Annotated in this window: 12 protein-coding genes and 2 pseudogenes; 10 read left to right on the top strand and 4 right to left on the bottom strand. The window is 70.8% G+C overall.

Annotation, left to right across the window (positions count from 1 at the left end; genetic code table 11):
* Positions 1-154: 154 nt before the first annotated feature.
* The 6 genes and pseudogenes from phoU (at position 155) to K7G59_RS13735 (ending at position 3,564) form a co-directional block, all read left to right on the top strand.
* A complete protein-coding gene (phoU, locus tag K7G59_RS13760) occupies positions 155-844 on the top strand; it encodes a phosphate signaling complex protein PhoU (protein WP_225833945.1) in 690 nt (229 codons plus the stop codon).
* Positions 845-1,279: 435 nt separating this feature from the next.
* Positions 1,280-1,528 carry an SCO4226 family nickel-binding protein gene (locus tag K7G59_RS13755; protein WP_225833943.1) on the top strand — a complete coding sequence of 83 codons (249 nt, stop codon included), beginning with the start codon at positions 1,280-1,282 and terminating at the stop codon, positions 1,526-1,528.
* A 512-nt stretch (positions 1,529-2,040) separates the two neighbouring features.
* Positions 2,041-2,556, top strand: a complete 516-nt coding sequence (locus K7G59_RS13750) for a hypothetical protein (RefSeq protein WP_225833942.1) — start codon at positions 2,041-2,043, stop codon at positions 2,554-2,556.
* A 92-nt stretch (positions 2,557-2,648) separates the two neighbouring features.
* Positions 2,649-3,032, top strand: a complete 384-nt coding sequence (locus K7G59_RS13745) for a hypothetical protein (RefSeq protein WP_225833941.1) — start codon at positions 2,649-2,651, stop codon at positions 3,030-3,032.
* A 155-nt stretch (positions 3,033-3,187) separates the two neighbouring features.
* A pseudogene (locus tag K7G59_RS13740) lies at positions 3,188-3,268 on the top strand (integrase); the annotation flags it as partial.
* Between the two features lie 19 nt (positions 3,269-3,287).
* Positions 3,288-3,564, top strand: a pseudogene (locus K7G59_RS13735) (ribosomal protein L7/L12).
* 104 nt (positions 3,565-3,668) lie between these two features.
* Here K7G59_RS13735 and K7G59_RS13730 read toward each other — a convergent pair.
* Positions 3,669-4,430, bottom strand: a complete 762-nt coding sequence (locus K7G59_RS13730) for a phosphoglyceromutase (RefSeq protein WP_225833940.1) — start codon at positions 4,428-4,430, stop codon at positions 3,669-3,671.
* Between the two features lie 162 nt (positions 4,431-4,592).
* On the opposite strand from K7G59_RS13730, the gene K7G59_RS13725 reads away from it, so the two are divergent.
* Positions 4,593-5,858, top strand: a complete 1,266-nt coding sequence (locus K7G59_RS13725) for an MFS transporter (protein WP_225833939.1) — start codon at positions 4,593-4,595, stop codon at positions 5,856-5,858.
* A gap of 142 nt (positions 5,859-6,000) precedes the next feature.
* On the opposite strand, the gene K7G59_RS13720 is transcribed toward K7G59_RS13725, so the two are convergent.
* Positions 6,001-6,501: a YbjN domain-containing protein gene (locus K7G59_RS13720; protein WP_225833938.1), complete on the bottom strand. Its 501-nt coding sequence runs from the start codon at positions 6,499-6,501 to the stop codon at positions 6,001-6,003.
* Positions 6,494-7,831 carry a D-inositol-3-phosphate glycosyltransferase gene (gene mshA, locus K7G59_RS13715; RefSeq protein WP_225833937.1) on the bottom strand — a complete coding sequence of 446 codons (1,338 nt, stop codon included), beginning with the start codon at positions 7,829-7,831 and terminating at the stop codon, positions 6,494-6,496. The genes K7G59_RS13720 and mshA overlap by 8 nt, the downstream gene beginning before the upstream one ends.
* 267 nt (positions 7,832-8,098) lie before the next feature.
* Between mshA and K7G59_RS13710 the strand changes: the two genes are divergently transcribed.
* The 3 genes from K7G59_RS13710 to K7G59_RS13700 all read left to right on the top strand — a co-directional run bounded on the left by K7G59_RS13710 (position 8,099) and on the right by K7G59_RS13700 (position 12,236).
* Positions 8,099-8,887, top strand: coding sequence for a class I SAM-dependent methyltransferase (locus tag K7G59_RS13710; protein ID WP_225833936.1), 789 nt, complete (start codon positions 8,099-8,101; stop codon positions 8,885-8,887).
* A gap of 616 nt (positions 8,888-9,503) precedes the next feature.
* Positions 9,504-10,601, top strand: a complete 1,098-nt coding sequence (locus K7G59_RS13705) for a C40 family peptidase (protein ID WP_225833934.1) — start codon at positions 9,504-9,506, stop codon at positions 10,599-10,601.
* 333 nt (positions 10,602-10,934) lie between these two features.
* On the top strand, positions 10,935-12,236 hold the full coding sequence (locus K7G59_RS13700) for a PP2C family protein-serine/threonine phosphatase (protein ID WP_225833932.1): 1,302 nt from the start codon (positions 10,935-10,937) through the stop codon (positions 12,234-12,236).
* A gap of 12 nt (positions 12,237-12,248) precedes the next feature.
* Here K7G59_RS13700 and K7G59_RS13695 read toward each other — a convergent pair whose 3' ends face one another.
* Complete coding sequence (locus K7G59_RS13695; RefSeq protein WP_263976295.1) at positions 12,249-12,575, bottom strand: DUF2516 family protein; 327 nt, start codon at positions 12,573-12,575, stop codon at positions 12,249-12,251.
* Positions 12,576-12,655 lie beyond the last annotated feature (80 nt).

Raw genomic sequence — 12,655 nt, 5'->3', positions numbered from 1 at the left:
ACCTTGGAGCCAGTATTGGTTCATTTGGGGTGGAAGAAACGGACGCGTTCGGGGCAGAACGTGGGAGCGTGGGGTTCGCACCGTTGGTTTCGCACGGGCACGTGCTGTCACGGCCCCCGGAACCCCGAAGGCACACGTAGGAGAGGGAACCCTGATGCGGGACGCGTACCACGAGGAACTTGACTCGATCGGCGACGGTCTGGTGGAGATGGCCCGGCTGGTCGGGTCGGCGATCGGGCGCGCCACGACCGCCATGCTCGACGCCGACCTGAAGCTGGCCGAGAGCGTGATCGAGGCCGACCAGAAGGTCGACGAACTCCAGCACGACCTGGAGGCGAGGGCGATAGCCCTGCTCGCTCGTCAGCAGCCGGTGGCGACGGACCTCCGTATCGTCGTCACGTCGCTGCGCATGTCCGCCGACCTGGAGCGGTCCGGCGACCTCGCCCAGCACGTGGCGAAGCTGGCCCGGCTGCGCTTCCCGGCGCGCGCGGTTCCGCAGGACCTGCACGCCACGATCCTGGAGATGGGCCAGCTCGCGCAGCGCCTGATGGCGAAGGCGGCCGAGGTGATCATCACGAAGGACGTCGACCTCGCGCTCCAGCTGGAGCAGGACGACGACGAGATGGACCTTCTGCACCGCACCCTCTTCCAGCACCTGATCGACGACCGGTGGAAGCACGGCATCGAGACCGCGGTGGACGTCACGCTGCTCGGCCGCTACTACGAGCGGTACGCGGACCACGCCGTGGCCGTCGCCAAGCGAGTCGTCTACCTGGTCACCGGCGAGCACGCGGACGAGCTGCAGCAGGACATCCAGCCGGTGACGGGGGGCGAGGGGGCGTAGTCCCGCGGGGCCGGTCCGCCTCAGTGCGCCGTTGATGCGCCCAGCGTGGCGGGCATGAAATGGGCGAGGGCACTCATGCCCCAGCGTCGAGGAGGGACCATGGCCGAATCCCCGAGCACCACGCCCGATCCCACGCAGGAACGCGAGACCGAGCAGCCCGCCGAGATCAGGAGCCTTCCCTTGGTCGGCGCGTGCGGCTGCAGCTCGGGATGCGGCTGCGGGTGCCAGTCGGGCGCCCCCTGCCAGTGCGGCTGAACGATGCCGCGCGACTGAACGACACCGAGGGGCGGTGGGTATGACACCCACCGCCCCTTCGTCGTACCGGATGCCCGCCGGGGAGGGCGGGCGCAGCATGGAAGGACAGGGGAGGACAGGGAAGGACAGGGGAGCACAGAGAAGGACAGGGGAGGGAACGAAGAAGGAGGCGGGGAGGCCATGCCCAAGTTCATGGACGTCCACCGCGGGATGAACGGCATCACGTCCGACCAGCTCACACAGGCCCACCAGGCCGACCTCGCCATTGAGCGCGAGGAGGGTGTGCACTTCGAGCACACCTGGGCGGACCCGGAGTCCGGCACCGTCTACTGCCTCTCCGAGGCCCCCTCCGCCGAGGCCGTCCAGCGCATCCACGAACGCGCCGGCCACCGCGCGGACGAGGTGCACCAGGTACCTCTGCATGCCTGACCGGAGGGTCGCGGCGAAGATCGATGTGATGCTTGAGCACGCAGGTACGCCGGGTGAGGCGATGCCGTCATCGGGCGGCTGCCTCTAGCGGGCCCCCTCATTCACCGCCGCCCTGCATTCACCGCCGCCCTGCGCGGCCGGCCTCGCCGTCGTCCCTGGTGCCTGCGCGGACGAGGGCGAAACGATCACGACTGCCCCTCGTACGACAGCTCCGACGGAATCCGCCCGGCCAGACCATCACCCCGGTGGACCAGACGCGGCCCACCGCGCGCCTCACGGGGCACTCGGACTGACCGCCGACGGACGGCCCCCGAGCCGTCTCGCGGGGGCGGCGGCGGGCTCCATAACCCGCGCTTTCGATGTGCGCGAGTTCGTGGAGAGCCTCCGGCCATTCGGCACATGATCGAAATGCGGTCGGCGTCGCACGCATCAACCATGACGTTGAAGGGCGGAGCGCAAAGCTTGTCAGGCCGAGCACTCCGCCGAGTCGTGCGTGAAAGAAAGAGGGAATCATGACGGCAGCGACGGAGACTCCCACTCGAGAAAAGGCCGGCGTAGGCCAGGAAGAGTTCGGCGAGGAATCCGCCATCGGTCCGCTCCTGCTGGCAACGATGCTGGCGCGCCGCGAGGAGCGGGGCGAGGAGACGGGCATCGAGCACCCCCTCCTCCTGGCGGCACTCATGCGCCGCCGCCGCGAAGAGCGCGGCGAGGAGCCGATCATCGAAAACCCGCTGCTCCTGGCGGCACTCATGCGCCGCCGCCGCGAGGAGCGGGGCGAGGAGTCGATCATCGAACACCCGCTGCTCCTGGCAGCGCTGATGCGCCGTCGTGAAGAGGGCGAAGAATCGATCATCCAGCACCCCCTCCTCCTGGCAGCGCTGATGCGCCGCCGCCGTGAGGAGCAGGGTGAGGAGTCGGGCATCGAGCACCCGCTGCTCCTGGCTGCGCTCATGCGCCGCCGCCGTGAAGAGCGCGGCGACTCGCTGATCCAGCATCCCCTCCTCCTGGCAGCGCTCATGCGCCGCTAGTGGGAAATGGCGTCACCCCTGCCCTCCGATTCCTGCGGTCGTCAGCGTCGGAGGGCAGGTCCCGTAGGGCAATCTAAGACTGAGGAAACACAATGGCAGCTGAGTCCGGCGGACAATCGGAACGGGATCCCTTGGAGGCCTTCATCGACGAGATCTTCGAGGAAATGGTGCGCGATGCCGGATTCCCGCATACCGGCACCGGTGCCAGGCAGGGAAAGGACCCACTGGCGGGAGCCCTGATGGAAGCGGCCGTAGCGTCCCTGTCCCAGCCGCCCTCCCGTTCCTCGGAACTGGAAAGGATGCTGTTCGCGCAGACCCTCGCCACTGCGCTGGCGGATTCTCTCGCTCCTGCACTGGCGAATGTACTGGCCTCGGAGATCATGAAGGTGCTGAACCACCACGCGGCCACTCAAAGAGGCGGCACTCACGAATCCGTCGGCGGGGCCGGCCGCAGCCCCCGCCCCGAACGGTCCTAGCGGCCCCGGACAGCAACATGCCCCTGTCGGCGGAGAGACGCAGGCAGGGGGCATGCTCAGACCCCCACCGCCTCATCACCAGGCGTCGCCCTCGTCTTCCCAGCCAAAGCTCTCCGTCCGCTGCATGCCCGAACAGCACCGCCGGCCTCCCGCCGAGACACTTCTACGCCTCGGTGCTCCTGGACGTGGGAGAGAACATCAAGGCCCTCGCCGAGTACCTCGTACGCTCCGAACCGATGAAGGGCGGGGCGAGCAATGGCAGACGAGTACTTCTTGCTGGTGTGCGACGACGTGCCTCATCACGTGGTGCTCACGGACCCTGGTGTGCGCGTGATGGACGTCGCCCAGGTCGTGCGTCGGCTGACGGGGCTGAGCCTGTGGCGTAGCAGGGTTCTGGCGACGCAGGGTCCCGCCGTCGTTCTCGCCAAGCGTGCCCCGGGAAGACGCGGCGGCAGCCGTCTCGGCCCTCCGCGATGTGGGAGCCCGGGCAGAGGCGAGAGAAGAGCCGGAGCCGGACTTCCTGAAGCACTGAGCACGGCCCGATCAACCGGCTGACGGCCCGGAGACGGCCCAGGGCGAGAGAAAAGCCCCCTCCCAGCGGAGAACCCGCGGGCAGGGGGCTTAATCAATGGGCGATTACTTCTTCTTGCCCTGGTTCTTGACCGCCTCGATGGCTGCCGCTGCCGCCTCGGGGTCGAGGTACTTGCCGCCGGGGGTGACCGGCTTGAAGTCGGCGTCGAGCTCGTAGTACAGGGGGATGCCCGTCGGGATGTTCAGGCCCGCGATGTCGGCGTCCGAGATGCCGTCCAGGTGCTTGACCAGGGCGCGCAGGCTGTTGCCGTGGGCGGCGACCAGGACCGTGCGGCCGGCCAGGAGGTCGGGGACGATGCCGTCGTACCAGTACGGGAGCATGCGGACGACGACGTCCTTGAGGCACTCCGTGTCGGGGCGCAGCTCCGGCGGGATGGAGGCGTAGCGGGGGTCGTTCGCCTGGGAGAACTCGGAGTCGTCCGAGAGCGGGGGCGGCGGGGTGTCGTAGGAGCGGCGCCAGAGCATGAACTGCTCCTCGCCGAACTCGGCCAGCGTCGCCGCCTTGTCCTTGCCCTGCAGGGCGCCGTAGTGGCGCTCGTTCAGGCGCCAGCTGCGGTGGACGGGGATCCAGTGGCGGTCCGCGGCCTCCAGGGCCAGCTGCGCCGTGCGGATCGCGCGCTTCTGGAGGGACGTGTGGAGCACGTCGGGCAGGAGGTCGGCGTCCTTCAGAAGCTCACCGCCGCGGACTGCCTCCTTCTCGCCCTTCTCGTTCAGGTTGACGTCCACCCAGCCGGTGAACAGGTTCTTCGCGTTCCACTCGCTCTCGCCGTGGCGGAGGAGGATCAGCTTGTACGGTGCGTCGGCCATGCCCCAGAGCGTAATCCACACATTCAGCCCCCAGAACGCCCTGCCCAGCAGCCGGACAGCAGGCGGCCTGTGTTAATCGGGTGGCCACGCCTCTCCCCTCGGTTGTAAGTTGCGTTTGCAGCTTGAGCCGCTTACCGCGTCGTACGTCCGGGGGGTCCCTTCGTGTCCGTAGCCAGTCTGAGACGTGCTGCCCGGGAGAGTGTCTCCGGGCTTCCCCGCGAGTTCTGGTGGCTGTGGACCAGCACGCTCGTCAACCGGCTCGGTGCCTTCGTCGCCACCTTCATGGCGCTCTATCTCACCCTCGGCCGCGGGTACTCGGCCTCGTACGCCGGTCTCGTCGCCTCGCTCCACGGGCTCGGCGGGGTCGTCTCCTCCCTGGGTGGCGGGGTGATGGCCGACCGGCTCGGGCGGCGGCCGACGCTGCTCATCGCCCAGACCGCCACCGCCGGGGCCGTCGCGCTGCTCGGGTTCATGACCGATCCCGTCGCCATCGCCGGTGTCGCCTTCCTCGTCGGCATGGCCTCCAACGCCTCCCGGCCGGCCGTGCAGGCGATGATGGCCGACATCGTGCGGCCGGAGGACCGGGTGCGGGCCTTCTCCCTCAACTACTGGGCCATCAACCTCGGCTTCGCCGTCTCCTCCGCCGCCGCCGGGTTCATCGCCCAGTTCAGCTATCTCGCCGGGTTCCTGATCGAGGCCGGGATGACCCTGGCCTGCGCGGTCGTCGTCTTCCTCAAGCTGCCCGAGTCCCGGCCCACGGCCGGCGCCAAGCAGGCGGAGGACGGCACCGGTCTCGGCACCGTGCTGCGCGACCGGCGGTACATGGCCGTCGTCGGGCTGTCCTTCCTCGTCGCGCTCGTCTTCCAGCAGGGCGCGGTCGGGCTGCCGGTGGCGATGGGCCGCGCCGGGTTCTCACCGGCCGACTACGGCTTCGCCATCGCTGTCAACGGCATCCTGATCGTCGCCCTGCAGATCCCCGTCACCCGCTTCATCGAGCACCGCGATCCGCGCGCCCTGCTGGTCGTCTCCTCGCTCCTCGCGGGCTACGGCTTCGGGCTCACCGCCTTCGCCGGGTCGGTCGGTGTCTTCGCGCTCACGGTGTGCGTGTGGACCCTCGCGGAGATCGTGCACGCCCCGACCCAGACCGGCCTCGTCGTCCGTCTGTCCCCGGTGCACGGGCGCGGGCGCTACCAAGGCATGTACACACTGTCCTGGTCCGTCGCCGCCCTGATCGCTCCGCTGATGTCCGGCACGGTCATCGACCGGTTCGGGGCGCAGTGGCTGTGGGGGGTGTGTGCGGTCGTGGGGACGGTGGCGGCGTTCGGGTACGCGGTGCTCATGCGACGTCTTCCGGAACCGGAAACGCGCAGAGACGCCCGCCCGGTGACACCGGCGGCCGAGACGGGCGCGCAGACGCGCAGCGCCTAGGTGTTCTGTCCCGGGAGGTTGTGGACGGGTGAGCCAGGTCTCGGCTGAGGGGTCGTGAAACGGGTGAGGGCCTCCCGGTTCGGTGTGGATCGCGACTCGCGTACGGCGGGCGGGCCGCTGCAACACCCCCGGGGTCAGCGTGTCAGCCCGCCGGGCGTTCGATCAGGTGCATGAACGCCTCCAGGTTCCGTGTCGACTCGCCGCGGGAGATCCGCCAGGCGTACTCCTTGCGGATGGAGGAGGCGAAGCCCAGTTCCAGAAGGGTGTTGAAGGCACCGTCCGCCGCGTCGAGGATCTGGCCGAGGAGGCGGTCGATGTCCTCGGGGGTGACGCAGGCCAGGGGAAGGCGGGCGGTGACGTAGATGTCGCCGAGGTGGTCGACGGCGTAACTGACGCCGTACAGCTTGAGGTTGCGCTCCAGCAGCCAGCGGTGGACCCCCGACTCGTTCTCGTCGGGATGGCGGATGACGAAGGCGTTGACGGAGAGGGAGTGGCGGCCGACGAGGAACGAGACCGTCGTGGAGAGCTTGCGGGTGCCGGGGAGCTTGACCACGTAGTTCCCGGGCTCGGGGCTCTCCCACTCCAGTTCGGCGTCCTTGAGGGCACCTTCGAGGACCTGCCCGGCCTTTGCCACATCACCCATGGTGGGAGCGTACGCGACGGCGGTGGGACTGCGCCGCGGCCGTGTACACGTCGGCGGTGGCGGTCGCCGCGGCGTCCCAGCCGAAGGAGCGCGCGTGCCCGGCGGCGGCCTCGCCCATGGTCGTCGAGAGGACCGGCTCGTCGGCGAAACGGCTCAGAACGCGGGCGTAGGCGGTGGGGTCGTGGCCCTGGACGAGGAAGCCGGTGACGCCGTCGCGCACAGCCACCGGGAGTCCGCCGACCGAGGCCGCGAGCACGGGGGTGCCGGCCGCCTGGGCCTCTATCGCGACCAGGCCGAAGGACTCGCTGTAGGAGGGCATGACGAGGACGGAGGCCGCCCGGAACCAGTCCGCCAGCTGTTCCTGGCCGACCGGCGGGCGGAAACGTACGACGTCGGCCACGCCGAGCCGGGCGGCGAGCTTCTGCAGGCCCTCGGGCTTGGCGAGGCCGCTGCCGCTGGGCCCGCCGACGACCGGTACGACGATCCGGGAACGCAGCTCCGGGCGCTCGTCCAGCAGGACGGCCACCGCCCGCAGCAGGACGTCCGGTGCTTTCAGGGGCTGTATACGGCCCGCGAAGAGCGGCACCAGGGCGTCCTGCGGGAGACCGAGGCGGGCGCGGGCCGCCGCGCGGCCGTCGGCGGGGCGGAAGCGGTCCAGGTTGACGCCGGGATGGACGACGGCGACCTTGGCCCGGTCGGCCGCGTAGTGCCGGACGAGTTCGTCGGCCTCCTCGGCGGTGTTGGCGATGAGCCGGTCGGCGGCGGCGACGATCTGGGTCTCGCCGATGACCCGGGCGGCGGGCTCGGGGGCGTCGCCGTGGGCCAGGTTGGCGTTCTTGACCTTGGCCATGGTGTGCATGGCGTGCACCAGGGGCACGCCCCAGCGCTGGGCGGCGAGCCAGCCGACGTGGCCGGAGAGCCAGTAGTGGGAGTGGACGAGGTCGTAGTAGCCGGGACGGTGACCGGCCCAGGCCTGCATCACGCCGTGCGTGAAGGCGCACAGCTGCGCGGGCAGGTCCTCCTTGGCCAAGCCCTCGTAGGGGCCCGCGTCGACGTGCCGGACGAGGACACCGGGGGTCAGTTCGACGCTGGGCGGCAGGCCGCCGGCGGTGGCCCGGGTGAAGATCTCGACCTCGATGTTGATGGCCGCGAGGCGCTGGGCCAGTTCCACGATGTAGACGTTCATGCCGCCCGCGTCGCCGGTGCCGGGCTGGTGGAGCGGTGAGGTGTGCACGGAGAGCATGGCGACCCGGCGGGGCCTGCGGTGCAGCCTGAGCAGCGGGGACGGGGCCGGGGAGCGACGCCCGAGTCTGCTGGCGTACTTGCTCACGTGGCGTTCCTCCTCGCTGCGGCATGCCTGCCGGAGGACCCCGGCTCGCCCTCCAAGGGGGTGCAACAGTGGCGGGTGCGGACACCATTCCCGGGCGGGTCCACGGTGGGGCTCTTTACTGAATCATTACCCCTCCCACCCCCTCTTGCTCGCTCATGCGTTCGAGGTCGCTTGGGGTACCCCGGCACCCATACCCTCGTACGTATGGCAGCCCGCACGACGTCCCTCCCCCACCCTCGCCTTCGCTCGAGCGGGGGGACCCCGATCGTGGGGACGGTGACGCGCGGGACCACCAACCCCAACCGGCTGCGCCGTATGGACCGTTGGATAGCGGCCACCCACGGCGCGGAACTGCGGCGCGCCCAGGACCCGGTGGCGATCGACCTGGGCTACGGTGCCGCACCCTGGACCGCCGTCGAGCTGCTCGGCCGGCTGCGCACCGCCGCCCCCCGCGCGCGCGTGGTCGGCGTCGAGATCGAGCCGGAGCGGGTCGCGGCGGCCAAGCCGTACGAGCGCGAGGGGCTCGCCTTCCGGCACGGCGGGTTCGAGATCCCCGTCCCTGGACGCCCGGTGCTCGTGCGGGCCGCCAACGTGCTGCGGCAGTACGACGAGGACCAGGTCGCCGCGGTCTGGGAACGCCTGTGCGCGCGGCTCGCCCCGGCGGACGGCGCCTCGCGCGGGGGGCTGCTCGTCGAGGGGACCTGCGACGAGATCGGGCGGCGGCACGTGTGGGTGGCGCTCGGGCCGGAGGGGCCGCGGACGGTCACGTTCGCGACCCGGCTGGGCTCGCTGGAGCGGCCCTCCGACCTCGCCGAGCGGCTGCCGAAGGCGCTCATCCACCGGAACGTGCCGGGCGAGCCCGTGCACGCCTTCCTGCGCGACTTCGACCGCGCCTGGGCCGCCGCCGCGCCCTACGCCTCCTACGGCGCCCGTCAGCGCTGGATCCGCGCGGTGCGGGACCTCACGGCCGACTGGCCGGTGACGGACTCGGCGGCGCGCTGGCGGCAGGGCGAAGTGACCGTGGCATGGGGGGCGTTGGCGCCGCGCGCCGGCTGACGCGGACCCGGCCGGGAACCGGCTCGCCCGGCCGGCGCCGTACTGCCGCGCCGGGACGCCGGGCCTTGCAGGGGACAAGGCCGCGCAGGCCCTGGCCGGACACGTCCACCTGTCCTCCGGAGTCGGGGCCGGGCAGGCCGACCCCCTCCTCCCGCACGCACGCGCCTCTCTTGCAGCGCGCCGCCCCCGCCGACCGTCGGCAGGTGGAGTCGCCGTCGCCACCGCAGCCCGCCAGGACGAACGCCATCACCGACACCGCAGCGGTCAGCGGTGTCCGGTTCCTCCTCATCGGGGCTCCCGCCCCTCCCCCTCCCCCCGAGCGGGCCGCGTGGCCGGCCGGCCGGCGACCGTGGGGCGCGGACGACGAAGAACCTTTGAAGGACCTTTCAGCCCGTCATGTCCCCCTCTTCCAGGCGGTTACGGTTCACCGTGACGGACAGCGCGCCGGATGCGGAACGACCGCCCGAAGGTGTCACGATCTCCCGGAGCCGTTCATCACATCCACGAGGAGATCACCGCACACACCACGGATGGCCCCTGTCGTTTTGCGCGCGGCCGTGGCACGATCCCTCAGACGACCATAAGTTACTGACGGTAAATCAGCTGGGGGACAGCTATGGGGACAGGCAGACGGGGCCTGCTCACGGCCGCCATGACCGTGGTCTGTGCGGTGACGGTGACCGCGCTGGCGGCACCCGGCACAGCCTTCGCCAACGTGGCGGCACCCACACCCACAACGAGCGCGAGCCCCTCCCCGGCCGCCCCGACTCGCCCGGCCGACAAGGAGCTTGAGCAGGTCCGCGAGAAGCTCGACACGCTGTACCACGATGCGGCCGTGGCCACCGACGCCTACAACGCGGCCGAGGAGAAGGCGGAGAAGCAGTCCGCCCAGATCGTCGAGCTGGCCAAGAAGATCGTCGAGGGACAGCAGAAGCTGGACCGGCTCAAGGACCAGGCGGGCGCGGCGGCCCGCGCCCAGTACCGAAGCGGCGGCCTCCCGCCCACGGCCCAGTTCCTGCTCAGCGACGATCCCGGTCAGGTCCTGGACGGGGCCGGATCGGTGCTCAACGGCCAGCGGGCCACCAGGAACCTGATCAGCGAAATGACCCGCACGCAGAAGGACTTGCGGCAGTACGCGGCCGACGCCTCCGCGCAGTGGCGGAAACTGGAGGCCGGCCGCAAGGCGAAGGCCGCCGCCAAGAAGAAGATCAGACAGCAGATCGCCGCCGCCGAGAAGCTCGAGTCCAGGCTGGAGAAGAAGCAGAGGGAGCGGCTCGCCAAGCTGGAGGCGCAGGCCGCCCTCAAGGCGCAGACCGCCTGGCTGGACACCGGCATCCTCAAGGACATCAAGAGCAAGGCGTCCACGCCGGGCAGGAAAGCGGTCGAGTTCGCCACCGCCCAGCTCGGCAAGCCGTACGTCTGGGGTGCCGAGGGCCCCAAGTCGTACGACTGCTCGGGCCTGACCTCCCAGGCCTGGGCGAAGGCCGGCCACCCCATCCCGCGCACCTCCCAGGAGCAGTGGAAACAGCTCAAGCACGTCGGCATCAAGGACATGCGGCCCGGTGACCTCATCATCTACTTCGACGACGCCAGTCATGTCGCGATGTACGTCGGCGACGGCGCGATCATCCACGCCCCGCGGCCGGGGCGGACGGTGACGGTCGCAGGCGCCGGCTCGATGCCGATCCTGGGTGTCGTACGACCGGACGCGTGAGCCAGGTCATGTGGTCCACGTCTCCACTGGCCGTGCCCCGCCACCCGCACCGCAGGTGACGTGCGTCGTTTCTCCTCAAAACCTGCACCATGTGACGCATCGCACGCCCGGCGCCCGCACAAACCCGGACGGTACGTGAGCTTCGTCATCCCCGCGGTCCCCACAGCCCGCGCAACTCCGGTACGAAAAGCGGCATATGACAGCGTCCCGCGAGCGAGCGGCGGGACTCACACCATTCCGTCCGGGTGGGCACTACCGCTATGGTCACCGGTCGGTGGGTCGAGGTCCCTCGCCCCGCCGTGCCCTCGGGGGGAGGGAAGGAATTACAGGACAATGCCCGTACCCGTACCGCGGCAGAGAGCGATCCCGGCCGTGGAGAGTGGTCAGGCGCAGACCGCCTCCGCAACCGGCGGCCCCCTCAAGGACGAGGCTCACCGCACCGCCACGCCCACCGGCGCGAACGGCGCCACGCTCACCCTGCTGCTGATCGAGGACGATCCGGCCGGCTCGCCGATCGTGCCGGAACTGCTGGACTCCTGTGGCAAGCCCGTCCGCGTGCGCACCGCCCGCAACCTCACCGAGGCCGAGCGGCTGCTCACCGACGACGTCCACTGCATCCTGCTGGACCTCGCCCTTCCGGCGCCCGGAGGCAGCACCGAGGACGACGAGCTGGCCGTGCTCAAGCACGTGCTCGAGCTCGCGCCCCGGCACGCCGTGCTCGCGCTGACCGCCTCCGGCGACGCCGAGCGCGGCACCGAGGCCGTGCGCGTCGGCGCCCAGGACTATCTCTTCCGGGACGAGCTGGACGGCCGGCTGCTGAGCCGGGCCATCCTGTACGCGGTCGAGCGGAAACGTTCCGACACGGCCGAGCGGAAGCTCGCCGAGGGCCGGCTGCGCGCGCAGGAGAACCGCCGGCTGGAGCGGGGCCTGCTGCCCACGCCCCTGCTGGACGGCTCCTCGCTGCGCTTCGCCGCCCGCTACCGCCCCGGACGCTCGCGCGCCCTGCTCGGCGGTGACTTCTACGACTGCGTGCGCACCCCCGACGGGACCGTGCACGTGATGATCGGGGACGTGTGCGGCCACGGCCCGGACGAGGCCGCGCTCGGCGTGGAGCTGCGCATCGCGTGGCGGGCGCTGACCCTGGCCGGGTTGTGCGGGGACGAGCTGCTGGGCACCCTCCAGCAGGTGCTGGAGCACGAGCGCGGGGACGAGGAGATCTTCGCGACGCTGTGCACGGTGGACATCGCCCCGGACGGCCGCCGCGCGGGCCTGTGTCTGGCCGGCCACCCGGCCCCGCTGGTCGCCCGCCCCGGCCACCCCGCCCGGCTGCTGCCGTACGACAGGAACGGCCCCGCCCTCGGCCTGCTGCCCGGCGCCCGCTGGCCCCGGATGGAGGTGGAGCTGGGCGGCGAGTGGAGCCTGATGCTCTACACCGACGGCCTGATCGAGGGCCGGGTCGGCTCGGGCGGGGAGCGCCTGGGCCAGGAAGGCATGGTGGAGATGATCCGCCGCCAGCTGGCCGAGGGGCTGCACGGCGAAGAGCTGCTGCGGGCAGCCGTGCGCGAGGTGCGCCGCCTCAACGGCGGCGAGCTGACGGACGACGTGGCGGTGGTCCTGCTGGACCGCCTGCCGTAGCGCTGCGCCGGTTCAGCGCCTGCCGTTGTAGGGGCCGTACGGGCCGTCGCTGCTGGAGCCACGGCCCCGGCGGCGGCCCGACACCTGCTGGAGGGCCGGGCGTGCGTCCACGAAGAAGACGATCGACGCGACGAGCCCCGCGATCTGCAGGAAGAGCATCGGCACCAGGAGGTTCACCGCGACCGCGATGCCGAGGATGATCAACCAGAAGCCCTTGTTCTGCTTGTCGGCCGCGCGGTACGCATCCTCACGGAACAGTGCGGCCATCACGAAGGCGACCACCGCCATCGCCAGCATGGCGAGGTAGAGCAGCCACATGAACCCCTGGAACCCCTGCATCAGCACAACGACCACCACCCGAGTCGGCTCGTCAATACGGCCACGGTACCCATAGAACGGGCCGGACACCCCAGAGGTGC

The organism is Streptomyces sp. NK08204 (genome assembly GCF_020400585.1).
Classification (GTDB): Bacteria; Actinomycetota; Actinomycetes; order Streptomycetales; family Streptomycetaceae; genus Streptomyces.
The sequence above is the reverse complement of the archived record's forward strand: the minus strand, read 5'-3'. Positions and strand labels throughout refer to the sequence as shown.

Bases quoted from the DNA above. Each gene is read 5' to 3' on its own strand.
- K7G59_RS13695 (WP_263976295.1), bottom strand. From the start codon at position 12,575: ATGCAGGGGTTCCAGGGGTTCATGTGGCTGCTCTACCTCGCCATGCTG.
- K7G59_RS13755 (WP_225833943.1), top strand. From the start codon at position 1,280: ATGCCCAAGTTCATGGACGTCCACCGCGGGATGAACGGCATCACGTCC.
- K7G59_RS13730 (WP_225833940.1), bottom strand. From the start codon at position 4,430: ATGGCCGACGCACCGTACAAGCTGATCCTCCTCCGCCACGGCGAGAGC.
- K7G59_RS13705 (WP_225833934.1), top strand. From the start codon at position 9,504: ATGGGGACAGGCAGACGGGGCCTGCTCACGGCCGCCATGACCGTGGTC.
- K7G59_RS13750 (WP_225833942.1), top strand. From the start codon at position 2,041: ATGACGGCAGCGACGGAGACTCCCACTCGAGAAAAGGCCGGCGTAGGC.
- K7G59_RS13720 (WP_225833938.1), bottom strand. From the start codon at position 6,501: ATGGGTGATGTGGCAAAGGCCGGGCAGGTCCTCGAAGGTGCCCTCAAG.
- phoU (WP_225833945.1), top strand. From the start codon at position 155: ATGCGGGACGCGTACCACGAGGAACTTGACTCGATCGGCGACGGTCTG.
- K7G59_RS13745 (WP_225833941.1), top strand. From the start codon at position 2,649: ATGGCAGCTGAGTCCGGCGGACAATCGGAACGGGATCCCTTGGAGGCC.
- K7G59_RS13700 (WP_225833932.1), top strand. From the start codon at position 10,935: ATGCCCGTACCCGTACCGCGGCAGAGAGCGATCCCGGCCGTGGAGAGT.